Origin of the sequence: Pseudoxanthomonas sp. PXM01, from assembly GCF_014851815.1 — a bacterium.
Lineage (GTDB): Bacteria > Pseudomonadota > Gammaproteobacteria > Xanthomonadales > Xanthomonadaceae > Pseudoxanthomonas_A.
The window spans coordinates 1429092-1453237 of record NZ_JACVAJ010000001.1; the positions used below are offsets into that span (position 1 = coordinate 1429092).

30 protein-coding genes are annotated in these 24146 nt (G+C 68.2%); 18 read left to right on the plus strand and 12 right to left on the minus strand.

The annotated features are described in order from the left end of the window. Position 1: 1 nt before the first annotated feature. The 3 genes from IB230_RS06570 to IB230_RS06580 form a co-directional block, all read right to left on the minus strand. On the minus strand, positions 2–388 hold the full coding sequence (locus IB230_RS06570; RefSeq protein WP_192270187.1) for a hypothetical protein: 387 nt from the start codon (positions 386–388) through the stop codon (positions 2–4). A 113-nt stretch (positions 389–501) separates the two neighbouring features. Continuing rightward, on the minus strand, positions 502–1632 hold the full coding sequence (locus IB230_RS06575) for a PilT/PilU family type 4a pilus ATPase (protein WP_192270189.1): 1131 nt from the start codon (positions 1630–1632) through the stop codon (positions 502–504). Between the two features lie 66 nt (positions 1633–1698). Continuing rightward, complete coding sequence (locus IB230_RS06580; protein WP_062352229.1) at positions 1699–2736, minus strand: type IV pilus twitching motility protein PilT; 1038 nt, start codon at positions 2734–2736, stop codon at positions 1699–1701. Between the two features lie 93 nt (positions 2737–2829). Between IB230_RS06580 and IB230_RS06585 the strand changes: the two genes are divergently transcribed. The 5 genes from IB230_RS06585 (at position 2830) to IB230_RS06605 (ending at position 5885) form a co-directional block, all read left to right on the plus strand. Beyond that, a complete protein-coding gene (locus tag IB230_RS06585) occupies positions 2830–3507 on the plus strand; it encodes a YggS family pyridoxal phosphate-dependent enzyme (protein WP_192270191.1) in 678 nt (225 codons plus the stop codon). 3 nt (positions 3508–3510) lie between these two features. Next, positions 3511–4092: a hypothetical protein gene (locus IB230_RS06590; RefSeq protein ID WP_192270193.1), complete on the plus strand. Its 582-nt coding sequence runs from the start codon at positions 3511–3513 to the stop codon at positions 4090–4092. A 10-nt stretch (positions 4093–4102) separates the two neighbouring features. Continuing rightward, on the plus strand, positions 4103–4948 hold the full coding sequence (proC, locus tag IB230_RS06595; protein ID WP_192270195.1) for a pyrroline-5-carboxylate reductase: 846 nt from the start codon (positions 4103–4105) through the stop codon (positions 4946–4948). Between the two features lie 89 nt (positions 4949–5037). Further along, a complete protein-coding gene (locus IB230_RS06600; RefSeq protein WP_192270197.1) occupies positions 5038–5352 on the plus strand; it encodes a hypothetical protein in 315 nt (104 codons plus the stop codon). A 71-nt stretch (positions 5353–5423) separates the two neighbouring features. Further along, positions 5424–5885 (plus strand): DUF4426 domain-containing protein, encoded by a 462-nt coding sequence (locus IB230_RS06605; protein WP_192270199.1) that lies wholly within the window; start codon positions 5424–5426, stop codon positions 5883–5885. 150 nt (positions 5886–6035) lie between these two features. On the opposite strand, the gene IB230_RS06610 is transcribed toward IB230_RS06605, so the two are convergent. Genes IB230_RS06610 through pdxH form a run of 3 tightly spaced genes read right to left on the minus strand, consistent with a single transcriptional unit; the run spans position 6036 to position 7881 of the window. After that, complete coding sequence (locus IB230_RS06610; protein ID WP_192270201.1) at positions 6036–6836, minus strand: cobalamin-binding protein; 801 nt, start codon at positions 6834–6836, stop codon at positions 6036–6038. Then, entirely contained in the window at positions 6833–7282 is a 450-nt protein-coding gene (gene aac(6'), locus IB230_RS06615; protein ID WP_343227263.1) for an aminoglycoside 6'-N-acetyltransferase, read from the minus strand. The genes IB230_RS06610 and aac(6') overlap by 4 nt, the downstream gene beginning before the upstream one ends. Further along, positions 7279–7881: a pyridoxamine 5'-phosphate oxidase gene (gene pdxH, locus IB230_RS06620; RefSeq protein ID WP_192270203.1), complete on the minus strand. Its 603-nt coding sequence runs from the start codon at positions 7879–7881 to the stop codon at positions 7279–7281. Before pdxH ends, aac(6') begins: the two co-directional genes overlap by 4 nt. Positions 7882–7912: 31 nt before the next feature. Between pdxH and IB230_RS06625 the strand changes: the two genes are divergently transcribed. Then, positions 7913–8749 carry a kinase gene (locus IB230_RS06625; protein ID WP_225589226.1) on the plus strand — a complete coding sequence of 279 codons (837 nt, stop codon included), beginning with the start codon at positions 7913–7915 and terminating at the stop codon, positions 8747–8749. A 143-nt stretch (positions 8750–8892) separates the two neighbouring features. Here IB230_RS06625 and IB230_RS06630 read toward each other — a convergent pair whose 3' ends face one another. Continuing rightward, positions 8893–9096: a dodecin family protein gene (locus tag IB230_RS06630; RefSeq protein ID WP_192270205.1), complete on the minus strand. Its 204-nt coding sequence runs from the start codon at positions 9094–9096 to the stop codon at positions 8893–8895. Positions 9097–9205: 109 nt separating this feature from the next. Between IB230_RS06630 and IB230_RS06635 the strand changes: the two genes are divergently transcribed. Genes IB230_RS06635 through IB230_RS06660 form a run of 6 tightly spaced genes read left to right on the plus strand, consistent with a single transcriptional unit; the run spans position 9206 to position 13372 of the window. Beyond that, positions 9206–9748, plus strand: a complete 543-nt coding sequence (locus tag IB230_RS06635; RefSeq protein ID WP_192270207.1) for a shikimate kinase — start codon at positions 9206–9208, stop codon at positions 9746–9748. After that, on the plus strand, positions 9745–10848 hold the full coding sequence (gene aroB / locus IB230_RS06640; protein WP_192270209.1) for a 3-dehydroquinate synthase: 1104 nt from the start codon (positions 9745–9747) through the stop codon (positions 10846–10848). Before IB230_RS06635 ends, aroB begins: the two co-directional genes overlap by 4 nt. A 25-nt stretch (positions 10849–10873) precedes the next feature. Further along, the gene (locus IB230_RS06645) at positions 10874–11128 is read left to right on the plus strand and encodes a WGR domain-containing protein (protein ID WP_192270211.1); all 255 of its coding nucleotides are present in this window, start codon (positions 10874–10876) and stop codon (positions 11126–11128) included. A gap of 19 nt (positions 11129–11147) precedes the next feature. After that, complete coding sequence (gene hemE, locus IB230_RS06650; protein WP_192270213.1) at positions 11148–12218, plus strand: uroporphyrinogen decarboxylase; 1071 nt, start codon at positions 11148–11150, stop codon at positions 12216–12218. Positions 12219–12249: 31 nt separating this feature from the next. Beyond that, positions 12250–12885, plus strand: a complete 636-nt coding sequence (locus tag IB230_RS06655; protein WP_192270215.1) for a hypothetical protein — start codon at positions 12250–12252, stop codon at positions 12883–12885. A gap of 4 nt (positions 12886–12889) precedes the next feature. Then, positions 12890–13372, plus strand: coding sequence for a hypothetical protein (locus tag IB230_RS06660; RefSeq protein ID WP_192270217.1), 483 nt, complete (start codon positions 12890–12892; stop codon positions 13370–13372). Between the two features lie 5 nt (positions 13373–13377). Here the strand turns inward: IB230_RS06660 and IB230_RS06665 are convergent, their stop codons facing one another. Further along, complete coding sequence (locus tag IB230_RS06665) at positions 13378–14343, minus strand: hypothetical protein (protein ID WP_225589227.1); 966 nt, start codon at positions 14341–14343, stop codon at positions 13378–13380. 2 nt (positions 14344–14345) lie between these two features. Continuing rightward, on the minus strand, positions 14346–17912 hold the full coding sequence (locus IB230_RS06670) for a hybrid sensor histidine kinase/response regulator (RefSeq protein ID WP_192270221.1): 3567 nt from the start codon (positions 17910–17912) through the stop codon (positions 14346–14348). A gap of 144 nt (positions 17913–18056) precedes the next feature. On the opposite strand from IB230_RS06670, the gene IB230_RS06675 reads away from it, so the two are divergent. Genes IB230_RS06675 through IB230_RS06690 form a run of 4 tightly spaced genes read left to right on the plus strand, consistent with a single transcriptional unit; the run spans position 18057 to position 20839 of the window. Continuing rightward, on the plus strand, positions 18057–18686 hold the full coding sequence (locus IB230_RS06675) for a YceI family protein (RefSeq protein WP_192271342.1): 630 nt from the start codon (positions 18057–18059) through the stop codon (positions 18684–18686). Next, the gene (locus IB230_RS06680) at positions 18683–19309 is read left to right on the plus strand and encodes a cytochrome b (protein ID WP_192270223.1); all 627 of its coding nucleotides are present in this window, start codon (positions 18683–18685) and stop codon (positions 19307–19309) included. Before IB230_RS06675 ends, IB230_RS06680 begins: the two co-directional genes overlap by 4 nt. Beyond that, on the plus strand, positions 19296–19856 hold the full coding sequence (locus IB230_RS06685; RefSeq protein ID WP_192270225.1) for a YceI family protein: 561 nt from the start codon (positions 19296–19298) through the stop codon (positions 19854–19856). Before IB230_RS06680 ends, IB230_RS06685 begins: the two co-directional genes overlap by 14 nt. 23 nt (positions 19857–19879) lie before the next feature. After that, a complete protein-coding gene (locus tag IB230_RS06690) occupies positions 19880–20839 on the plus strand; it encodes an alpha/beta fold hydrolase (protein WP_192270227.1) in 960 nt (319 codons plus the stop codon). Here the strand turns inward: IB230_RS06690 and IB230_RS06695 are convergent. Both IB230_RS06695 and IB230_RS06700 read right to left on the minus strand, forming a co-directional pair. Further along, the gene (locus tag IB230_RS06695; protein ID WP_192270229.1) at positions 20755–21363 is read right to left on the minus strand and encodes a hypothetical protein; all 609 of its coding nucleotides are present in this window, start codon (positions 21361–21363) and stop codon (positions 20755–20757) included. The two genes, IB230_RS06690 and IB230_RS06695, sit on opposite strands and share 85 nt — an antisense overlap. An 87-nt stretch (positions 21364–21450) precedes the next feature. Next, a complete protein-coding gene (locus IB230_RS06700; protein WP_192270231.1) occupies positions 21451–21678 on the minus strand; it encodes a glutaredoxin family protein in 228 nt (75 codons plus the stop codon). Between the two features lie 77 nt (positions 21679–21755). Between IB230_RS06700 and IB230_RS06705 the strand changes: the two genes are divergently transcribed. Continuing rightward, complete coding sequence (locus IB230_RS06705) at positions 21756–23138, plus strand: L-serine ammonia-lyase (RefSeq protein ID WP_192270233.1); 1383 nt, start codon at positions 21756–21758, stop codon at positions 23136–23138. Continuing rightward, positions 23138–23578, plus strand: coding sequence for a GNAT family N-acetyltransferase (locus IB230_RS06710; RefSeq protein WP_192270235.1), 441 nt, complete (start codon positions 23138–23140; stop codon positions 23576–23578). Before IB230_RS06705 ends, IB230_RS06710 begins: the two co-directional genes overlap by 1 nt. A gap of 178 nt (positions 23579–23756) precedes the next feature. On the opposite strand, the gene IB230_RS06715 is transcribed toward IB230_RS06710, so the two are convergent. Further along, a complete protein-coding gene (locus IB230_RS06715) occupies positions 23757–24140 on the minus strand; it encodes a helix-turn-helix transcriptional regulator (RefSeq protein WP_225589228.1) in 384 nt (127 codons plus the stop codon). Positions 24141–24146: the final 6 nt, after the last annotated feature.

Here is a 24146-nt window from a genome sequence, read left to right on the forward strand (position 1 = left end):
ATCAATCCCGGGTCTGGAAGTGGTACGCCACGACATCGGGCGTCGGCCGCATGCTGACCTCCCCGTCCACTTCAACGACAGGCAGCGCATAGCCGCGAGGACCCGCCAGCCCCGTGCCGTCGAACCGCTCATGGAACGCGCTGCTTGCACGGGGAAGATCGAGATCGACGTAAGTGACCGGGATGTTGCGGCTCTGCAGGGAGGCGAGCATCTGCCGGGTGTAGCCACAGCCGTCGCGACCGTAGACCAGGACCGAGTTGCGGGAGGATTCGACGATCGCGGCATCCATCATCGATGCCTCAAGGTGCGCCTTGATGCGCTTCCAGGCGTGATGCCCGGCACCCAGGGCCACCAGGATGGAAACCAGGATCAGGAAAGTACGCGACATGCTTCCTCCGTGAAGTGTTGCTGCATCCGGCCCACGCCTTGGGCACGCGGTTAACTACTTAAAGAAAAGGGGCGATCGCTCGCCCCTTCGAGTCTTCGAATCCCACGGCCGGATCAGCGGACTTCCGCGATCTCCACGCCGTCCAGACCCTGCGCCAGCGTGCGGGCGTCGCCGCCCTGGGCCAGTTTGATGCGCAGGCGCACTTCGTTCTGCGAGTCGGCGAAGCGCAGCGCGTCCTCGTAGCTGATCTCGCCGGCCTGATACAGCTCGAACAGAGCCTGGTCGAAGGTCTTCATGCCGAGGTTGGTCGACTCCTTCATGATCTCCTTCAGCTTGTGCACCTCGCCATCGCGGATGTAGTCCTGCACCAGCGGCGTACCCAGCAGGATTTCCATCGCCACGCGGCGGCCCTTGCCGTCCGGCGTCGGGATCAGCTGTTGCGCGACGACGCCCTTGAGATTCAGCGACAGGTCCATCAGCAGCTGCTGGCGGCGGTCTTCCGGGAAGAAGTTGATGATGCGGTCCATCGCCTGGTTGGCGTTGTTGGCATGCAGCGTACACAGCACCAGGTGGCCGGTTTCGGCGAAGGCGATGGCGTGGTCCATGCCCTCGCGGGTACGCACCTCGCCGATCATGATCACGTCCGGCGCCTGGCGCAGCGTGTTCTTCAGTGCGGCCTCCCAGCTGTCGGTGTCGATGCCGACCTCGCGCTGGGTGATGATGCAGCCCTCGTGCTTGTGCACGAACTCGATCGGGTCCTCGATCGTGATGATGTGGCCGGTCGAATTCTGGTTGCGGTAACCGATCATCGCCGCCAGCGAAGTGGACTTGCCGGTGCCGGTCGCGCCGACGAACAGGATGATGCCGCGCTTGGTCATCGCCAGCGTCTTGATGACCGGCGGCAGATTCAGCTCTTCGATGGTCGGGATGCGCGTCTCGATGCGACGCAGCACCATGCCGACCTGGTTGCGCTGATAGAAGCAGCTGACGCGGAAGCGTCCCACGCCGGCCACGCCGATGGCGAAGTTGCACTCGTGGGTCTTCTCGAACTCCTCGCGCTGCGCCGGCGTCATCACGTTCAGCACCAGGTCGCGCGACTGCTGCGAGGTCAGCGGCGTCTGCGTGATCGGCGAGATCTTGCCGTGCACCTTGATGGACGGCGGCATGCCGGACGTGATGAACAGGTCCGACGCCTTCTGGTGCGCCATCAGCTTGAGGAAGGAGGTGAAGTCGATGGTGCTCATGGCGATGCTCCGTGAGACGGAAGAAGCCGCGGGACGGCGGCCGCCGGTGGCGGCGCCGCACGGCCGTTACTCGAACAGGCGCTTTTCTTTCGCGTATTCCTTGGCCTGCTGGCGCGTGATCAGGCTGCGCTTCACCAGGTCCTGCAGATGCTGGTCCAGCGTCATCATCCCGTAGTTCTGGCCGGTCTGGATGGCCGAGTACATCTGCGCCACCTTGTCCTCGCGGATCAGGTTGCGGATGGCCGGGGTGCCCACCATGATTTCCCAGGCCGCGGTACGGCCGCCGCCGATCTTCTTCAGCAGCGCCTGCGAGATGACCGCGCGCAGGGACTCGGACAACATCGAACGCACCATCGGCTTCTCGCCGGCGGGGAACACGTCGATGATGCGGTCGATGGTCTTGGCCGCCGAGCTGGTGTGCAGAGTGGCGAACACCAGGTGGCCGGTTTCCGCGGCGGTCAGCGCCAGGCGGATGGTTTCCAGGTCGCGCAACTCGCCGACCAGGATGTAGTCGGGATCCTCACGGAGCGCCGAACGCAGCGCTTCGTTGAAGCCGTGCGTGTCGCGGTGCACTTCGCGCTGGTTGATCAGGCACTTCTGCGAGGTGTGCACGAATTCGATCGGATCCTCGACGCTGAGGATGTGGCCGTACTCGTTCTTGTTGATGTGGTCGATCATCGCCGCCAGCGTGGTCGACTTGCCCGAGCCGGTCGGACCGGTCACCAGGATCAGGCCCTGCGGCTGCTGGATCAGTTCGCGGAACAGCGGCGGGCAGCCGAGGTCTTCCAGCGTCAGCACTTCCGAGGGAATGGTACGGAACACCGCACCGGCGCCACGGTTCTGGTTGAACGCGTTAACGCGGAAGCGCGCCAGCGAGGGAATCTCGAACGAGAAGTCGACCTCGAGGAATTCTTCGAAGTCGCGGCGCTGCTTGTCCGACATGATGTCGTAGACCAGCGCGTGCACCTGCTTGTGGTCGAGCGCCGGGATATTGATGCGGCGTACGTCGCCATCCACGCGGATCATCGGCGGCAGGCCGGCCGAGAGGTGGAGGTCGGATGCTTTGTTCTTTACCGAAAACGCCAAGAGCTCGGCGATATCCATGACGCTGCTTCCCCAAGTTGCTGCGAACTGGAACCTTGATTCCCCGGAGGGCAGTATAGCGCCCTCGCCGTCCCCGCCAATGGTTGGACCAACATGCTCGCCGACACCCTCAGCGAGACCCTGCAACGTCTTGAAAACGTAGCCAAAGACGCGCATCGGCCACGGCCCGCGCTGCTGGCCGTGTCCAAGCTGAAACCGGCCTCCGCCGTCGCCGAACTGGCCCATGCCGGACAGCGTGCCTTCGGCGAGAACTACGTGCAGGAGGCGCAGGGCAAGATCGCCGAACTGGCGGACATGGACCTGGAATGGCACCTCATCGGCCATCTGCAGTCCAACAAGGCGGACGTTGCCGCGCGCGTGTTCGACTGGGTGCAAACGGTAGACCGTCACAAATTGATCGGCGCCCTGTCACGGAATCGCCCCACGGACCGGCCGCCACTGAACGTGCTGATCCAGGTGAACATCGACGACGAGGCCAGCAAGCATGGCTGTCGGCCGGACGAGATCGACGCGCTGGCCGACGCCATCGCCGCGGAGCCGGCGCTGCGCCTGCGCGGGCTGATGGCGATCCCCGCCCCGCATGCCGACCCCGCCCTGCGCGTGGCGGCGTTCGTCCGCATGCAGGCGCTCTACACCGCACTGGCCGCACGCCACACGGACGTGGATACCTTGTCGATGGGAATGAGCGACGACTTCGCCCAGGCCATCGCATATGGCGCCACGATGGTCCGCATCGGTACCGCGCTGTTCGGCGCGCGGCCGGCGAAGTAGCGTATGGACCCCGTCCTGGACCGCATCCATTTTTCCGGCAACCCGTGGCCCGAAGGCCACGCGGTGACGGAGTTCGCCTGGACGGTACGCGTGCTCGACAGCGTGGTGTGGTGCGACCTGCATCTTCGCAGCGCGGACTACTACGCCGAGCGCGACATCGAGGACGAAGAGGACGGCGAGACCATCGACGACGAGCGCACCGACTGGGAATCCCCGATCGTCTGGGGCAACTACCATCGCTGCACGCTGTCGTCGACGTACTGGGACAACGACCGCGGCTTCCCCCTCTGCGCGACCGGCGACTTCACCCCCGACTGGTTGGACGGCCGGACGTTCGAGGTCGATGCGATCGCCGGTGGCACGCTGGCCGGCGTCGAACTGGACGATCTCTCGTTCCATATCTACCTGCTCGGCCACGACAGCGTGGCCAATCACCGCATCGCCTTCCAGCGCGTCGGCGACAGCGACCGCTTCGACATCACCTGGACCGGCGACATCGCCCTGACCTATGCCGGCGACGACGACCTCGCCCACCGGTTCGAGGCACGCATCCACGCCGTGCCGCTCCCCCAGCTTTCAGCCTGAGCCTGACGCCATGACCGCCTCGCATTCCTCGCTCCTGACGCACCCCTTGGCCTTCATCGGCGGCGGCAACATGGCGCGCAGCCTGATTGGTGGCCTGCTCAAGCGCGGCGCCGATCCTTCGCGCATCCGCGTGGCCGAGCCGGCGGAACCGCTGCGTGCCGCGCTGGCCGCGGATTTCGGCGTGCAGGTCTTCTCCGAGGCTGGTGAAGCGGTCTACGGCGCTGACACCTGGCTGTTCGCGGTGAAGCCACAGGTGATGCGCACGGTGTGCGAAAGCCTCGCACCACGCGCACAGGCGCAGCGTCCGCTGACGGTGTCCATCGCCGCGGGCATCACCGGCGCGCAGATGCAGCGCTGGCTGGGCGGCGGCGTGCCGGTGGTGCGCAGCATGCCGAACACGCCGGCCATGCTGGGCGCCGGCGTCACTGGCCTGCACGCCAGCGACGAGGTCGACGACGCCGGCCGCCAGCGCGCGGAACTGCTGCTGTCGGCCGCAGGCCCGACGGTGTGGATCGACAGCGAGGCGAAGATGGATGCCGTGACCGGCGTCTCCGGTAGCGGTCCCGCCTACGTGTTCCTGCTGGCCGAGGCGATGGAAGCGGCCGCCGTCTCGGAAGGCCTGTCCCCGGAAGCGTCGCGCACGCTGGTGTTGCAGACCGTACTCGGCGCCGCGCGCATGCTGACCGAGAGCGGCGAGACCCCAGCGGAACTGCGCCGCCGCGTCACCTCGCCGAACGGCACCACCCAGGCGGCCATCGAGACGTTCCAGAGGGGCGGCTTCGAAGCCCTGGTGGCGAAGGCCGTGCATGCGGCGACCGTGCGTGGCGCCGAGCTGTCGGCGGCGAACGACGGATAAGCCGCGTGCACGGGCCTCCGCGAGCAACGCCCCTGATACTGGCTGGCCTCTTCGTACTGGCGATCTGTGCCTGCAAGCGCGAGCCCGAAGTGAAGGATCTTGCCGAATCGGGCTGGACGCTCGCCGTTGAAACGCCCCCGCCTGCGGCAGCGTCCCTGGACAGACTGCCCGACCTCGCGGCGGCCGGCTGGACCATCACACCAAGCTCGTTGTCGGAAGCCGAGCAGGTTCTAGGGCCCGACGACCAGGAATGGATCCGGTTCAAGTCGACGTTCGAACAAGGCGATCGCGTGGTGAGACTGGTCGCACCCGGTCACCAGTGGGCCAACTCCGCCGGCTGGGACGGTTACGCTATTGTTCGCGACGACAAGGTGATCGCGGAGTTGGCCGTAGTGTTGAGCTAGGCGTCGTTCGACGCCGTCCGAGATCCGACGACCACCGTGCGCGTCTCTCCTTCGCAACTGGAGCTCCCGCCATGCTTCGCTCGCGCCTGCTGATACTGCTCACTCTTCCGACCCTGCTGTCCGCCTGCTCCGGCGGCGAAGCGCCGCGCTCCGCGGAGTTCGTGCAGGCCGCACCGGCCGAAGCCGACTTCGGCGACCTGCGCGTGCGCTACAACGCCTTGCCCACCCTGTCGCTGAGTGAAGCGGTCGCCAAGCAGTACGGCGTTCCCCGCGACGCGGCGACCGCACTGGTGCTGGTCGCCCTGCGCAAGGTAGCCGGCGGCGAAGAGGTCGATGCAGACGGCGATGTCAGTGTCATCGCACATGACCTGTCCGGCGCACGCCAAACCATCACGCTGCGCAAGGTGGATGCCGGGGGCTACCTGGACCACATCGGTACCGCGCGCATCTCACCACGCGATTCCTACCGCTTCGAAGTGGTGGTGACGTCGGGCGGACGCAGCGAGACGGTGAAGTTCCAACGGAACTTCTGAGGCGAAACAGGCACTGTCCGCGGGGATAACCCACCGGAGAGGTCCTTCCTGTGGGAGCGACGTAAGTCGCGATGAAGCACCGCGGTGGCTCATCGCGACTTACGTCGCTCCCACGCCCACCATCCCGTACCCTACAGAAGCGCCGCCGATTCAGGCGTGCCGCTCCGACCACCGCCGGATGATCGCCGCGATCGCCTGCACCCCATCGGTCAGCGCAGCCGGGCCCGGTTGCAGGATCAGCGGCGACTTGATTTCGTGCAGCTCACCGTCACGCACTGCGGGGATGGCGTCCCAGCCCGGCCGCGCGGCGACGCGGTCGGGGCGGAATTTCTTGCCGCACCACGAACCCAGGATGATGTCCGGCGCGCGGCGCACGACCTCGCTGCCGTCAGCGAGAATGCGGTGCCTGGCCAGCGATTCCTTCGCCATCTCCGGAAAGACGTCGTCTCCTCCGGCGATGCCGATCAGTTCCGATACCCAGCGGATGCCGGTGATCTGCGGCTCGTCCCATTCCTCGAAGTAGACCGTCGGCCGGCGCGGCAGGCGCGCCGCCTGCGTACGCACCTCGTCAATCCCGTGCTGTAGCGTATCGGCGTAGGCGTTGGCCCGTTCGGCCGCACCGACCAGCGCGCCCAACCGCCGCACATAGTCGACGATGCCGTCCACGCTCCGATGGTTGCTGATCCACACTTCCACGCCCTGCCGGACCAGCTCCGCCGCGATGTCCGCCTGAATGTCGGAGAAGCCGATGGCCAGATCCGGCTTCAGCGCCAGGATCTCGCCGATCTTGGCACTGGTGAACGCGCTGACCTTCGGCTTCTCCTTGCGTGCCTGCGGCGGTCGCACGGTGAAGCCGCTGATGCCGACGATGCGGTCCTGTTCGCCGAGCGCGTACAGCGTCTCGGTCGGCTCCTCGGTCAGGCAGACGATGCGATGCGGGCCGATGCTCATGCGTCCAGCACCTTGCGGAAGTACACCACACGCTCGGTTTCCTCGAAGCCGCAGGCCGCATGCGCCGCATGACTGGCCGTGTTGTCGAGCAGGGCGTCGGACGCCAGCTCGTTGCAACCTCGCGCGCGTGTCCACGCTTCCACCGCAGCGATCAGTGCGCGACCGACGCCACACCCGCGATGGTCGGCATCGACGTACCAGGCCTCCAGGAAACCGACCGGCGAGTTGTCGGTGCCATTGACGTAATCGTGGCGCAGGCTGGCCTCCGCCATGCCGATGGCCTGGTGGTTGTCGTCGAAGGCGATGAGCGCGATGCCGTTGCCGCTGTCCCAGGCCAGCGCCTCGGTGCGGAGTTCACCGGGATCGGCATCGGGCCAGAGGGCTACGCGCATCGCGGCCCACGCATCGATGTCGGTCGCGGACGCAGCGCGCACACGAATGCTCAAGGGAACAGCATCCGCTTGCTCCAGGCACCCGCGGCATCGCGTTCGTAGCGCCAGCGCTCGTGCAGGCGGAACTGCGCGCCGTACCAGAACTCGATCGCCTCCGGTGCCACACGGTAACCGCTCCAGCCGTCCGGACGCGGCACGTCGGCGCCCGCGAAGCGTGCCTCGACCTCGTCCATGCGCGCATCGAACGCCTCGCGCGAATCCAGCGTCTCCGACTGGATCGACGCCCAGGCACCGAGCTGGCTCTGGCGCGGACGCGAGGCGAAGTACGCATCGGCCTCGGCATCGTCGACCGGGCTCACCGCCCCTTCCACGCGCACCTGGATGCCCGCATCGCGCAGGCTGCGCCACAGGAAGAGCAGCGCGGCATGCGGGTTGTCGTGCAGCTCGCGACCCTTCTGGCTGTGCGTATGCGTGTAGAAGACGAAGCCGCGCGCATCGAAGGCCTTGAGCAGCACCGTGCGTGCGGACGGACGACCGTCCGGCGTGGCGGTGGCGACGGTCATCGCGTTCGGCTCTACTTCGGTGCCCGCGGCCTTCGCTTCGCCGAACAGCGTGGCGAACGTGGACAGGGCTTCGGCGTACAGATCGGTCATGGCGTCGTCAGGCAGCGCCCGCGCATCGGGCATGCGCTATTGTCGCGCGATGACGCAGGCAACGCATCCCGACGGTTTTCCCGATGCCCTCGTGGCCGAGGCATTCGCCTCTGCCCGCGGCCTGGCGCCACGCACACCGGTCTTCGCCATCAGCGGGCTGCAGGGAAGCGGCAAATCGACGCTGGCGGGGCAGATCGCCACGCGCGCCGAGGCCGACGGCCTGCGCGTGGCCGTCCTGTCGCTGGACGACCTGTACCTGACCCGCGACCAGCGCCGGCAGCTGGCCCACGATGTCCATCCGCTGCTGGCCACGCGCGGACCGCCCGGCACGCACGATGTGGCCCTCGGCTGCCGCGTGCTGGACGCGCTGCGCGAAGGCGAGGACATCGCCCTGCCCCGCTTCGACAAGCTGGCCGACGATCGCGTGGCGGATGCTGCCTGGATACGCGTAGAGGGACGCGTCGATCTGGTCCTGTTCGAAGGCTGGTGCCTGGGCGCCGTCGCCGAGGATGAAGCGGCATTGGTCTCGCCCTGCAACGCATTGGAGCGCGACGAGGATGCCGACGGCCGCTGGCGACGCTATTGCAACGAGGCCCTGCGGCGCGACTATCCCGCGCTGTGGTCACGGATCGATGCCCTGTGGTTCCTGCAACCGCCCAGCTTCGACATCGTGCGTACGTGGCGCTGGCAGCAGGAACAGGCGATGGTGGCGCGCGATCCCGCGCGCGGGGGGATGGACCGCGCACGGCTGGACCGTTTCATCCAGCACTACGAACGTACCAGCCGCCATCTGCTGACGACGCTGCCGGTCACGGCGGATCGGGTTGTCCGGCTGGATGAGGATCGCAGGCCTCTGCTTCCCTTGTAGGAGCGACGTGAGTCGCGACCGCACGACACAACGGCCAATGAAACCCGATGGTGATCGGATGCTTCGCCCGTCGCCGACCTTCCGGCCGCACAGGGTCAGCGGTCGCGACTCACGTCGCTCCTACAGGGGAACACGTCCTCGCCTCACGTCACCACGAACGTGATGCGCAGGTTGACGCGCCACTCCTGCACGTTGCCGCCATCGTCGGTGACCACCTTGATCTCGTTGACCCAGGCGCCCTTGATGTTCTTTACCGTCTCGGAGGTCTTCTTCAGGCCGACCTTGACGGCATCTTCCATGCTGGTTTTCGACGAAGCGTTGACTTCGATGATCTTGGCGACGGACATGGCGCACTCCCGTTCGTTCACCCGGCACAGCGCCGGAGGGCCACCGTAGTCCCGCCGGTGTTAACGCCACGCCACGCGCGCGGGTGCGCGGTGCTAGCATCTGCCCATCATGAATCCGGCCCCCAACCTGATCCTGGTCGGCCCCACGGGGGCCGGCAAGACCTCCATCGGCAAGCGCGTGGCAGAGCGCTTCGGGCTGGTGTTCGTGGACGCGGACCAGGCCATCGTCGACCGCACTGGCGCCAGCATCGCCACGCTGTTCGAACACGTGGGCGAGGCCGGCTTCCGTGAGCGCGAGAAGGCCACCCTGCAGGAGCTGCTGGCCGGCCACGGCCAGCTCATCTCGACCGGCGGCGGTGCTGTGCTGGACGCCGACAATCGGATACAGATGAAACAACGCGGCTACGTGGTCTACCTGCAAGTCAGTGTGGACGCCCAGCTGAAGCGCCTCGGCCGCTGCACCAACCGTCCGCTGCTGCAGCGACCGGACCGCGAACAGGTGCTGCATGACATGGCGGTGGCGCGCGAGCCGCTCTACCGCGAGGTCGCCGACCTGACCCTGGATACCGACGGACTGACGCCCCCCGAGGCGACGGCCCGCCTGACCCAGTTGCTGGCGCACCGCTGGCAACCCATCGAAGAGAATGCATGAACCAGCTCCGCACCGTCGACGTCGGCGGCGAGATTCCCTACACCATCGCGATCGGCCCCGGCCTGCTGTCGGACGGCACCGCGCTGGCGCAGCACGTCCGCGGTCGCCACGTGCTGCTGGTCAGCGACTCCATCGTCGCGCCGCTGTATGCCGGCACCGTGCGCGAAGCGCTGCACGCCGCGCGACCGGATCTCGCCATCGGCACCTTCATCCTGCCGGCCGGTGAGGAATCGAAGACGCTGGCCCACTTCGGCCATGCCATCGACGCGCTGGCGACGCTCGGTGCCACCCGCGATGCCTGCGTGGTCGCGCTGGGCGGCGGCGTGGTCGGCGACCTGGCCGGGTTCGCGGCGGCATGCTGGATGCGCGGCGTGGACTGCGTGCAGGTGCCCACGACACTGCTGTCGATGGTGGACTCGTCGGTCGGCGGCAAAACCGCGGTCGACATCCCGCAGGGCAAGAACCTGGTCGGCGCGTTCCATCCGCCGCGCGCGGTGTTCGCCGACACCTCGGTACTGGCGACGCTGCCGCCACGCGAACTGCGTGCGGGGCTGGCCGAGGTGATCAAGTACGGCGCCATCCGCGACGCCCGCTTCTTCCAGTGGCTGGAACAGGAACGCGAAGCACTGCTGGCGATGGATGGCGAGGCGCTGGCGCTGGCCATCGCCGCCAGTTGCGAGCACAAGGCCGAGATCGTCGCCCGCGATCCGCTGGAGAAGGGCGAACGCGCGCTGCTCAACCTGGGCCACACCTTCGGCCATGCCATCGAGACCGAACAGGGTTACGGCGGCCTGGGCAACGACAACCTTAACCATGGCGAGGCCGTGGCGGTCGGCATGGTGCTGGCGGCACGCCTGTCCGCCGACCTGGGCATGGCTCCGGCCGGCGATGCCGACCGCCTGGAGACGCTGCTGACTGCGTACGGCCTGCCGACCCGTATTCCCGCAGGCCTGGCGCCCGAGGCCCTGCTGGCCCGCATGCGGCTGGACAAGAAGAACCTGGCCGGCCGCCTGCGCCTGGTGCTGTGGCGGGGGCTGGGACAGGCCGAGGTGGTGCCGGACGTGGACGAGACCCGCGTACTGGCCGTGCTGTCCGCCTGACAAGCCGTCCGGCTAAAATATCGCCATGCGCGTCTTCCTCCAGCAGCGCCCCGACGCGGGCGAAGCCCCCCGCTACGTCCAGCTGACCCTGCAGCCCGACCTGTTCGGCGGCTGGGAGCTGCTGCGCGAAACCGGACAGATCGGCGGCCGCGCGTCGCTGAAGCGCGAGCAGTACCTGCTGCAGGACGAGGCCAACGCCGCCTTCGAGAAGGCTCGCGACAGCCACCTCAAGCGCGGCTTCCAACTGATGTTCGCCCGCGGCGCCGACGCGCCCAAGTAACTTCCCCCCGGATCCCCCGATGACCGATTTGAAGAACGACCGCTTCCTGCGCGCCCTGCGCCGCGAACCCGTGGACCGCACGCCCGTGTGGCTGATGCGCCAGGCCGGCCGCTACCTGCCGGAGTACCGCGCCACGCGCAAGGAGGCCGGCAGCTTCCTCGGCATGGCCAAGAACCCGGACGTGGCCTGCGAAGTGACCCTGCAGCCGCTGCGCCGTTTCGACCTGGACGCGGCGATCCTGTTCTCCGACATCCTGACCATTCCCGACGCGATGGGCCTGGGCCTGTACTTCGTCGAAGGCGAAGGCCCGAAGTTCGAACGCACCGTGCGCAGCGCCGCCGACGCGGCGAAGCTCGGCGTGCCGGACATGGAGACCGAACTGCGCTACGTGATGGACGCCGTGCGCGTGATCCGCCGCGAACTGGACGGCAAGGTGCCGCTGATCGGCTTCTCCGGCAGCCCGTGGACGTTGGCCTGCTACATGGTGGAAGGCGGTGGCAGCAAGGACTTCGCCCGCATCAAGGCAATGGCGCTGAACGAACCCGCCGCGCTGCACCAGCTACTGTCGGTCAACACCGACGCGGTGATCGCCTACCTTGCTGCGCAGCGCGCGGCTGGCGCGCAGGCATTGCAGGTGTTCGACACCTGGGGCGGCGTGCTGAGCCCGGCGATGTACCGCGAATTCTCGCTACCGTACCTGCAGCGCATCGCGCAGGAACTCGACCGCGGCGAAGGCGCGGAGCGCGCCCCGCTGATCCTGTTCGGCAAGGGCACGGCCGCCTATCTGGAAGACCTGGCCGCGAGCGGCGCCGACGGCGTTGGCGTGGACTGGCTGGTCGAACTGGGCGAGGCCGCGCGCCGCACGCAGGGCAAGGTCGCGCTGCAGGGCAATCTGGATCCGGCCACGCTGTACGGCTCGCCCGACGCGATCCGCCGCGAGGTGCGCCGCGCACTGGACAGCTACCGCGACGGCAACGGTGGTTCGCGCGACGGCCACGTGTTCAACCTGGGCCACGGCATGTCGCCGGACATGAATCCCGACCACGTCGCCGTGCTGGTGGACGAAGTCCACGCCTACAGCGCACGCTGACCCAGCCGTTCCCCGCCGCCGGAGTGACGCAATGGAATGCCGCCACCTGCTTGCCCCCGCCGCTGCCGGCCTGTTGCTGGTGGCCGGCGCGCGCGTCCGTGCCGAGGAGGCCAGCCCCGCGCATGTCCTGCGGGTCGCCGGCGGCGATTTTCCCGCACTGGTGATGGTGGTGCCCGGCGAGCACGCCGCGCCCGGTCTGGATGCGACGCCCGGCTGCGACCGCATCCGTGCCCGCCGCCTGGACGAGCTGCCACCCGGGTGGCGCACGCGCGTGGCGCGCGTCGAACTGGATTGCGAAGACACCCTGGCCGACGACGACCAGCGGACCCTGACCGCGGTGACCGCGCGCGCGGTGCTGCATCCCGATCGCGTCCAGCTCGCCGGCCAGCCGGTGACCGAGGTGCGACTGATGGATTCGCAGCGCTGGGGCGACCACCAGTACGTGCTGGCCGTACCGTTCGCTGCCGCGGGCCCGAAGGTCCGGGACTTCATCGAAGACGCCTGCCTGGCACGGACGCTGGCGGAAGAATCTCCCGCTGCTGCCTGCCACATGCTGGCGACCGGCGACGGCTTCCACCTGCCGACCTCGGAAGCCGGCGGCATCTGGGTCCACCCCGATCCCGACGATGCCGCCCGCACGTTGTACGTCGAAGCCTGGGCGGACTGAGGCGATGCGCCTGCTCTGTCTGATAAGCCTGGTCGGTTTGTCCTCCAGCGCATTTGCCGGCGAACCGATGTCGTTCGCCGGCGAGTACGGCCACGGCGCGACCCATGACGCCGACGAGGTCGTATGGCGCGTGCAGGACGTGGGCACGGAATGGCGCCTCACCTCGACCGGCGACGGCGAGGTCGTCGAGGCGCACCGGTTGGGCGAGCAGGGGCGGGCGGCGTTCTGGGACCGCATGGGCTGGCCCGACGACAGCAGCCGCGACGCCGACTGCCTGACCTGGGGCAGGAAGCCGGCGTCGCTGGACGACCTGTTCGCGGACGCACCGCCTGCGCCTTCCCCGCCCGGTGACGACTACGGTGAAGGCGTGCTCTGCCACGTTCCAGCGACCGCGCGTGCGCGCATCGACTGGCTCGACGACAACGGCAGCGACTGGTTCTACTACGACCCCATCGCGGGCGTGATGGAAGCGCGCCGGCTGCGCTGAGCGCGTCAGCCCAGGCCCGAGCGCGGACTTCTCAGCCGCGGCACCGTACCGTCGCTGCCGCCTGCAGGCAGGCGATACTCGAACCGGATCTCGCGCATGCCATCGGGCACCAGGATCTCCATGGCTTCCGGCGATACGCAACGCCCGCGCAGCGCGTTGCGGATGGACTGGGCCTCGGCCTTCAGCCTGTCGGCCGTGGTGGCGTTCCCGATGATGGCCGGGCGCAGGTAGACCGCGTCGTCGGCGATCCACATCTCGTCGCCCTGCCCTTCGTTGGTGCTGGCCAGCACCGTGTCGGGACGCGCGCTGCCGACGGGCATCGGCCGCACCTGCAGTTCCTGCCGGCAGCTGCCGGTATTGAGCACCCGGATGTCCGCCGCGAAACCGGCGAGGAAGGTTTCCGCCTGGCGCTGCACGTCTTCGTCGGACACGCTGCCGGCCTCCACGCTGTAGCGCACCTTGATGAAGTAGAGATCACGCACGGTCATCGCGAGCACGGACAAGTAGCGCTTGTCGCGCATCGGCACTTCCATCGCGAAGGAACGCGCCTTCACCGCCAGGTCGCCGAGCATGCCTTCGCCCGCGGCCGGCGCCGTGGCGAACGTGCGTGCGTGGGCCAGGCGGACATCGCCCGCGTTACGGTCGCGCGCGATCTGCACGATCTCGTCGATGCTGTACTGGAACACGCGTTCGAAGGCCGGGTCGAACATCACGCCGGCCGGATACAGGTACAGGTCCATCCAGCGGTCCGGCTTGCGCGTGTCCTGGTAGCGCACCGACACGCCCAGTTCCTGCCGCTCGTAACGCTTCTCGCCCATCGCTTCCCAGTCGCCCACGCGCAACGGATACAGCGCGCGCGAGTCGGTGATGTAGTCGCCCAGCAACGGCGGTTCCGGCGTCTCGGCCGACCCCTCTGCCGCCACCGGGCCGACCATCGCCAGTGCGGCCGCGCAGAGCCAACGGGCCATCATCCTCAAGGCGTGTCCTCCTGTGCCGGCGCTGCGCCCCGCTCGATCTGTGTCGCGATCACCGCCGCCAGCATGTCGCCGGTGACCGGCTTGCGGATGAAGTCGTCGAACCCCGCCTGCCGCGCCAGCGGCTCGGCTTCGGCGTCGGTGCGCGCGGTCAGGGCGATCAACGGCGTGGTCACGCCATGCAAGCGCAACTGGCGCGCCAGCGCCATGCCGTCCAGGCCCGGAAGATCGAGATCGAGGAAAGCCATGTCGAACGCCGTCGTCACCACTTCGGTCAACGCCGCCAGTCCGTGAGGCGCGTGGGTCACGCGATGGCCGCGCGCGCGGAGCAGTCCGGCCACGACATCGGCGACCGTCGCATCGTCCTCGACCAGCAGGATGTGCAGCGGTCCGACAGGCGTCGCCTGCTCGGTGTCCGCCGCGGGCACCGGGTACTCGTCGCCTGCGGCCACGACCTGCAGGGACGGCAGGTCGACGGAAAAACGCGTGCCCTTGCCCGGTGCGCTGTCGACGTCGATCCGCCCGCCCATCGCCACCGCCAGTTCCTGGCAGATCGCCAGGCCCAGGCCGCTGCCGCCGTAGCGCGCCGTCGTCTGCGCGCCTTCGGCCTGCTCGAAGCGGCGGAACAGCCGGGCCTGCTGCTCGGCATTGATGCCGGGGCCGGTGTCGCCGACCACCAGCCGCACGCCTTGCGGCGCCAGCGGCAGCGCATGCAGCGACACATGGCCGGACTCGGTGAACTTGATCGCATTGCCCAGCAGGTTGAGCAGGATCTGACGCAACCGCAGCGGATCGCCGCGCACCACGCGCGGCACACCGGCGGCGATGCCATCCTGGAACGCGAGGCCACGTTTGCCCGCGACCGGTCCCATCAGCGCGACGACGTCCGAGACCAGCGCGTGCAGGTCGAACTCGACCTGCTGGAGTTCGAGCTTGCCCGCTTCGATCTTCGCCAGGTCCAGTGCATCGTTGACCAGCCTCAGCAGGTGCGTGCCGGCACGCTGGATGGCGTCGGTGTAGCCCGTCTGCCGCTCGTCCAACGTCGTGGCCTGCAGCAGTTCCGTCATGCCGAGCACGCCGGTCATCGGTGTGCGGATCTCGTGGCCGAGCGTGGCCAGGAAGCGGGTCTTCGCCAGCGATGCCTGTTCGGCCACTTCGCGCTTGTGTTCGGCCAGCTGCCACGCGCTCCTGCGGCGCACGCGCCGTCGGTACGCCGCGGCGGCGGCGAGCAGCAGCAGCACCCCCAGGACCGTGAACAGGGCCAGCCCCCATGCGCTCCGCCACCACGGCGGGAGCACGTGCACCGGCACCTGCAGTTCGCGCGAGGCATTGCCCGCAGCGTCGAAGGACTGCACCCGCAGCCGGTAACGGCCAGGGGTGAGCGCGGAGAACACACGCTCGCCGCTGGCGCCCTGGTCCACCCAACCGCTGTCGAACCCTTCCAGCAGCGAGCGGTAGCGATTGCCCAGCGGATTCTCGTAGCTCAGCAGGCGCGTGCCGACGAGCAGTTCGTGGTCCTCGGGCTGCAGGACGAGGGGCTGGTCGATCCGCAGCGCAAGCACGTCGTCGCCGCGGCTGACCTGGAGGCTGTCGAGCACCAGGTTCGGCGTCACCGGCCTGGGGTCCGGCAACTGCGTGTCCAGCAGCGCGACCGACCCGTCGGCAGCGGTCGACACCAGCAGGCCGTCCCGCGTCAGCAACAGCCCGCGATCGTTGAGCTCCTGGCTGAGCAGTCCCTCGCGCACGCCGAAGTTGCGCAGCAGGGCACGCGAGCCGTGCAGGTTGGGGTCGATGCGGAACAGGCCGCGGCGCGTGCCCAGCCAGACCCGTCGCTGCAGGTCGACCGTCAGGCCGGTCGACTCGACGGCAGGCAGTCCTTCCGCCGCACCGATCCTGCGTTCGCGCACCCAGCGGGTGCCGTCGCGGCGCCAGGCCTCCACGCCCGACATGCGATGCAGCCAGAGGCGGTCGGCATGCTCGAAGGCGAACGCATACACGCGCTCGCCGCCCATCGCGCCCACCGCGACGAAGCGGCCCGCCGCCTCGTCCCACACCATCATGCCGGCAGCGCCACCCAGCCAGGCGCGTCCGTCGGGCGCGACCGCCAGGCCCTCGATGTCGGGCAGGCCGCTGCCGTCCTCCTGCTTGACGATGGTGCGCAATACGCGTCCATCGGTGATGTCGCGCTGCTGCACGCTGCCCATCTGCGTGACCAGCCACAGCGTGTCGTCCTTCGCTTCGACCAGCCAGTCGATCGACGTGCCGTCCGGCACCGCGTCCTGGCCTTGCTGCGACCATTGCCGTAGTGCACCGGTCCGCGGGTCGACGCGGATCAGCCCGTTGCGGTGGCCGATCCACAGGTTGCCATGGCGATCCTGCCGCAACGATGTCAGCCGCAGTTCTCCGAGCAGGGCAGCGTGCTGCGGCAAGGGCGTGACATGACCGCTGCGCGTATCCAGACGTTCCACCTTGCCGGTACTGCTGGCGATCCAGACACCGCCGTCACCGGCCTGCGACAGCCCGCGATAGAGTCCGCCGCCGAGCCCCTGCGCCGGCGAGAACGCGGCGATGCGCCGCCAGTCCGACCGCAGGTAAGCCAGGCCCCGTGTCGGCACCGGCACCCACAGGCCACCGTCCGGCAACACAAGCACGGTCTGCAGCACGCGGCCGATGCCCACACTCTGCGCGTCGTAGTTCACTGGCGCCGGGGCGCGATCGCCCTCCGTGCGCCACAACCCGCCCTGGCTGGCCAGCCAGTACTCGCCCTCGCCATCGCTGGTCATCGCGATGAGTGCGTTGGGGCGCGCGAACATCGGCGACCACGGCGGCGACACCCATCCGCCCTCCTGCGACCAGCGATGCACGCCGTCCGACGCACCCACCCAGATCGCCTCGTTGTCGGCGGTCACCGAGTAGACGATCTGACCGTCTCCCGCAGGCAGTGCGAGACGCTCGACCCGCGTGCCGTCGAATCGCGCCAGGCCACCCATGGTGCCGATCCACAGCGCACCCTTCGTATCGAAGGCCAGCGACAGTACGTTGTCCGACGGCAGGCCTTCGCCACCGTCGGGTGACGCCGCGTAGCGGGTGATGCGGCCGTCCGCTGCCAGCTTGTGCAATCCGCCACCGAAGGTACCGAACCACACGTCGCCGCCACGGCTGGCGATGGCGAACACCTCGTCGCTGCCCATTTGCGGATGATCGGACTTGCGGTAGTGGCGGAAGCCGCGACGGTCCACGTCCATCACGCTGAGACCGCCGTTCTCGGTCGCTACCCACACGCGGTCCGCCGCATCGACGTGCAGCGCCTGCACGACGTTGCCGGGCAACGAGGCGGGATCGGCAGGATCGTGCCGCCAGACCTTGAAGCCGACGCCGTCGTAGCGGGCCAGGCCGTCCCAGGTCGCGATCCACAGGTGGCCGGCACGATCGCGCGCCAGCGCAGGAATCGTCGTGGAGGGCAGGCCGTCGCCGGCGCCCAGCAGGCGGAAGCGCGGAATCTCCGGCACCGTCGCGGGTGCAGGTGCGCACACCAGGCAGAACAGCAGCAACCACCACGCACGCATCACCATTCCTGACCGCCCCTCTTTCCCTGTCGTCCCCCGCCCGGCATCGTCGCAACGGACCGTTGCACGCGCAAGCGGGGTATCTTCATGGACCGGCCCCTAGAATCCGTCCCCATGCCCGGATCGACCGCCCGCCGCCTGCTGATGCGCAGCCTCTGCCTGCTGGCGCTGGTGCCTGCCGCGTCGTTCGCGCGCGACACGCTGGCGGGGTACACGTTGGACCCCGTACACACGCGCGTGATGTTCGCGATCTCGCATGCCGGTTTCTCCAACGCACTCGGCACCGTCTCGGGCAGCACCGGCACGCTGGTGTTCGATCCGGACGACTGGACGCGCGCACGCGTCGACGTCCGCGTGCCGGTCGCACGCATCGACCTGGGCGATGGCGACTGGAACAAGGCCACCCTGGCGAAGTCGCTGCTCGACGCCGAAGGACATCCGGAAGCGCGCTTCGTGTCCACGCGGGTGGAACCGGTCGATGCCACGCATGCCCGCGTGGTCGGCGACCTCAGCCTGCGCGGGGTGACGCGCGAAGTCGTCCTCGACGTGACCCTCAACGCCATCAAACGCCATCCCATGCCGCCGTTCCGGCGCACGGTGGGCTTCTCCGCCACCACCCAGCTCAGCCGCGCCGATTTCGGCATCACTGCGTGGAAATCGGTGATCGGCGACGAAGTGGAACTTCGCATCGAAGCGGAAGCCACCTACGACGGCAAGGCCGACGACGACACGACCATCCCGCCTTCCCCTTCCACTCAGGAGCCGACGCCATGACCCTGAAGAACACCGACGAGCGCTGGGGCGCCGTCAGCCAGCTGTTCCACTGGACCATCGTCGTGCTGATCCTGGTCATGGCCTACCTGGGCCTGACGATGGGCGACCTGCCCAACGGGCCGCGCAAGATCAACATCTACGCGCTGCACAAGTCGATCGGCCTGACCATCCTGGCGCTGGTCGTGCTGCGCGTGCTGTGGCGTGTCTATGCCGGGGCACCTGCACCGGTCGCCGGCACGCCGACCTGGCAACAGCGCATCGCCTCGGTGACGCACTTCTTCCTGTATGCGCTGTTGTTCGCCATTCCGCTGTCGGGCTGGGTGCTGAACTCGTCCGCGGGCTATCCGCTGCAGTGGTTCAAGCTGTTCAACCTGCCCGCCATCACCGGACGCAGCGACAGCGTGCATGAAGCCGCAGAAGGCGCGCACGAGTTGCTGTTCTGGGTGCTGGTGGTACTGGTGATGGCGCATGCCGGCGCCGCGCTGTACCACCATCTGTTCCAGGGCGACGCCACGCTGCGCCGCATGCTGCCGGGCCGGCGCACCGCCGTCGCCGCGCCGGCCGCCGCTTCGCCCCTTCCCTCTTCCCCCACCCCGCAGGATTCCCCCGATGAAAATCCGTGAATGCGCGCGCCTGGCGCTCGCCTCCCTGTTGCTGGCCGCCGTACCGGCCATGGCGGCCGACTACGTGCAGGCGCCCGGCTCCACGCTGGTGTTCGCCAGCAACTACCAGGGTGAAACCTTCACCGGCAAGTTCGGCGGCTTCGCCACCACGCTGAGCTTCGATCCGGCGCAGCTCGCGACCAGCAAGCTCGACGTCACCATCCAGCTGGCGGGCACGCAGACCGGCAACGGCGACCGCGACGGCACGCTGACGTCCAGCGACTTCTTCAACGTCGCCAAGTTCGCGCAGGCCCGTTACACCGCGACGAAGTTCCGTTCGCTGGGCGGCAACCAGTACGCGGCCGACGGCACGCTGTCGCTGCGCGGCGTCAGCAAGCCGGTCACGCTGACCTTCACCTGGACCCCGGGCGCGCAGCCGGTGCTCGCCGGCAAGGCGACGGTGAAGCGCCTGGACTTCGGCGTCGGCGGCGGCGACTGGGCCGACACCTCGACGATTCCGAATGACGTGGCGATCAGCACCAGGGTCTTGTTGAAGCCCGCCAAGTAAAAAAACCGATGCGCGGGCGACGCTTGCTGCTTCGTCTCGGCATCGCCACCGTGCTGCTGTGCGCGGCCGGTGCCGCCGGCCTGTGGTGGCTTGGCGGCACGCTCGTCGCACCGCGGCCCGCGGTGATCGGTCCGCCTCCCGCGGATCTCCACGCACGCGAGGTAGATATCGCCGTCCCGCAGGCGCCCCCTGTTGCGGGCTGGTGGATCGCCGGAGAACCAGGCCGTGCCAGCGTGCTGCTGTTGCATGGCATCCGTTCGGACCGTCGCGCGATGCTGGGGCGCGCCCGGCTGTTGTCGCGACATGGATACGCGGTGTTGCTGATCGACCTTCCAGCGCATGGCGAAAGTCCGGGCGACGCGATCACGCTCGGCTGGCGTGAAGCCGCCGCCGTGACAGCGGCGCGCGACTGGATGCACGAACAACGTCCCGGCGAGAAGCGTGCCGTGATCGGCGTGTCGCTGGGCGGGGCATCGGTGGTGCTGGGGCCACAGCCCAGCGGCTTTGACGCGGTGGTGCTGGAAGCCGTGTATTCCGATGCGCGCCAGGCCATCCGCAACCGCATCGCGATGCGGCTGGGCGACACCGCAGCCACGCTCTCGCCACTGCTGGCGATGCAGGCCGAGTGGCGGCTCGGCATTCCCGTTCGAGAACTTTCCCCCATCGACCGCATCGCAAACCTCGGCGCACCGGTGCTGGTGGTCGCGGGCGGACAGGACCGGCATACGCTGCCGGCCGAGTCGCGTGCGATGTACGGGCGCGCACGCGCGCCGAAATCATTCTGGTTGCTGCCCGACGCCGCCCACGTGGACTTCCTTGCGCACGATCCTGCCGGTTATACCGACCATGTGATCGGCTTCCTGGATCGGCAGCTGGACGATCCTGCGCGCTGCCTCCGTCAGCGCGACGACGCGACGAGCGCGGGCTCGCAGGAACGCCGCTCCGCTGCCTGCGCGGATATCGAGAAGCGTCCCAGTCCGTAAGCGAGGGCGCCCAGGACGTCGCCCTCGCGATGATCTTCGTGGCATGACAGACATGCCGGGCGCGCGCGGATCGCACCCATCGCGCGTTCGCCCCGCGGCGTGTCCTGCACGACCAGCTCCCTGCCCGACGCCAGCGCGGCCAGCGCCTCGCGCTCCCACGCGTGCAGGCCGCGCGTGGAGGCCGGTGGCGCACGCAGGCCGGAATCGCCATCGGGGTGCTGGAACCCCATGAAACTCGCGGCATGGACCACCGGCGGGTCGTGCCGAGCGACACCGACCAGTTCCACTTCGATCACGCAGCGCCCGTGCTCATCCACGGCCTCGAACCGGGCGTCGCGCATGCGCGCCATCATCGGCGTGACGCGCATCCTGCCGAAGCCCCGGCTATCCACGAAGGCATCGACGAACTCGCCGTGCATCCGGCGCAGTGCGGGATCGTCGTCGTGGACACCGCCGACGGTCGCGAGCGGCACGCAGGCACCTGCGACCACGAGCGTCAGCCACACTCCACGTATCGATGCCATGGGTAACCCCGCCTGGAGGGACCCACCTAGCGCGGCCGTCCCGTGCACTGGCGCACCGTCGTGCGTCCGTTCCGTCAACGGACAGCTTTACGGGTGCAGGAACGCCCCCACCGCACCGGCATCGAAGGGCCAGTCCAGTTCCGCACCGGTATCGCTGCGATGCAGCACAGGGACGCGGATGCCGTAACGCGCTTCCAAAGCGTCGTCTTCATCGATGAAAACGCTTTCGAACTCGGGAATGCGTGCGTGCGCGAGTATGTCGAGCGCCAGGTCGCACAGGTGGCAATCGTCGCGCTGGTAGAGGATCAGGGGCATCGCGGCTGAGGAGTGAAGGGCATGTGGCGTCTACGTGCTTAGAATAGCGGCCTTTTTTCGACGGCGGTTTTTGCAGCATGGCAGTCAGCACGTTCGACCTGTTCAAGATCGGCATCGGTCCGAGCTCCTCGCATACGGTGGGGCCGATGCGGGCGGCGGCGCGCTTCGTGGGCCGCTGGCTGGTCGATGCCGGGCGGCTGCAGGACGTGGCGCGCATCCGCGCCGAGGTGTTCGGCTCGCTGGCTCTGACCGGCCGCGGCCACGGCACCGACAAGGCCGTGCTGATGGGCCTGGAAGGCCACTACCCCAACGAGATCGACCCGGACATCATCCCGCCGGCGCTGGAACGCATCCGCACTGGCAAGCGCATCCTGCTCGGCGGCACGCATGAGCTCGCCTTCGACGAGAAGCGCGACCTGCTGATGAACAAGCGGCAGAAGCTGCCCTACCACACCAACGGCATGCGCTTTACCGCGTATGACGCCAGCGATGAGGTCATCGCCACCCGCGACTACTACTCCGTCGGCGGCGGCTTCGTGGTCAATCAGGACGATGCCGCTTCGGACCGCATCGTGGCCGACGAGACCCCGCTGCCGTATCCCTTCAAGAGCGGCGATGAGCTGCTGGCCCAGTGCCAGCGCAGCGGGCTGAGCATCGCGGCGCTGATGTTCGAGAACGAGAAGGCCTGGCGCAGCGAGGACGAGATCCGCGACAGCCTGCGCGCGATCTGGGGTGCCATGCAGTCGTGCATGGCCCGTGGCATCCGCGAGGAAGGCACCCTGCCCGGCGGCCTGCATGTCTCCCGCCGCGCACCGACCCTGCACCGGGAACTGTCCAGCAAGCCCGAAGCGGCGATGCGCGATCCGCTGACGGTGCTGGACTGGGTGAACCTGTACGCGCTGGCAGTGAATGAAGAGAACGCCGCCGGCGGACGCGTGGTCACCGCACCGACCAACGGCGCGGCCGGCATCATCCCGGCGGTGCTGCATTACTTCGACCGCTTCTGCCCGGGCAACAGCGAACAGCGGGTATTCGACTTCCTGCTGACGGCGGCGGCCATCGGCATCCTCTACAAGGAGAACGCCAGCATCAGCGGGGCCGAGGTCGGTTGCCAGGGCGAGGTCGGCGTGGCCTGTTCGATGGCCGCCGGCGGGCTGGTCGCCGCACTCGGCGGCAGTCCCAGCCAGGTGGAGAACGCGGCCGAGATCGGCATGGAGCACAACCTGGGCCTGACCTGCGATCCGATCGGCGGGCTGGTGCAGATCCCGTGCATCGAGCGCAACGCGATGGGCGCGGTGAAGGCGATCAACGCCAGCCGCATGGCCATGCGCGGCGACGGCAAGCACAAGGTCAGCCTGGACAAGGTGATCAAGACCATGCGCGACACCGGCCGCGACATGCAGGACAAGTACAAGGAAACCAGTCGCGGCGGGTTGGCCGTCAACGTCATCGAGTGTTGATGGCCATGGAAGAGCTACTCATCGGCCATGCCTCTGGCGATGAGGCAGAGCTTGTGTGCGCACATCTGAGGGCATTCAACGATGCGGCCATCGGTGAGATCAAGTTCTTACCCATCCAGCTGGTCGTCAGAGATGGTGCCGGCGGCTTGATGGCCGGCGTGGTCGCGGAGGTCGCACTGGGATGGCTGGAGGTTCACGTCCTCTGGGTCGATGAGTACGCGCGCAACAAGGATCTCGGATCCAGGTTGCTCATTGCGTGCGAACAGCAGGCAACCTTGCTTGGCGCGCATTCGGCGCGCCTGGACACTTTCGATTGGCAGGCGCTGGATTTCTACTCAAGGCACGGCTACATCGTGTTCGGCGAGCTGCCAGACTATCCGCACGGAAGGAAGCGGTACTTCATGTCGAAGAGTCTCCCCTTGCCGCCGGGCGACCAGTGAAAGGCAAATTCGTTTCGTGAGCAGGCTTGGTGCGGTGCGCGGCGACGGCAAGCGCATAGGTTGGGGTGAACGAAGTGAACCCCGACATCGGTATCCTCAAGCGTCAATGTGTTGGGGTTCGCAGGCTCATCCCAACCTATGCGCTGTCGTCAGCGAACGCTGATGGCCTCTGGATCCGTCAGCGGCAGCCGACAGCATCCTGTTCGCATGCAGCTTCCGCACGGTTGTCGCGCAGGGCGGCGTCCTTGCCGACCGTGTAGCCGAACCAGACCACGAACAGCACCAACAGCAGCCCCATCATCAGCCACGACGGCAGTTTCGACGTTGCCCCAGCCGTCGCCGGCCCGCCGCCGACCCCATCCGGGGGCGCATCACCGGCCAGTTCCCCTATTGCCACCTCCAACGCCGCCGCCAGCGCGAGGCAGGTCTCCTTGGATGCTGCCGCCCCCGCTTCGATCCGCTGCAGCGTCCGCGTGCTCACCCCGGCGACCGTCGCCAAGTGTTCCTGCGACCAGGCCCGCTGTTCCCTCAGGGTCCGGATCCGTTCGGCGTTCAGTTTCATGTCCAT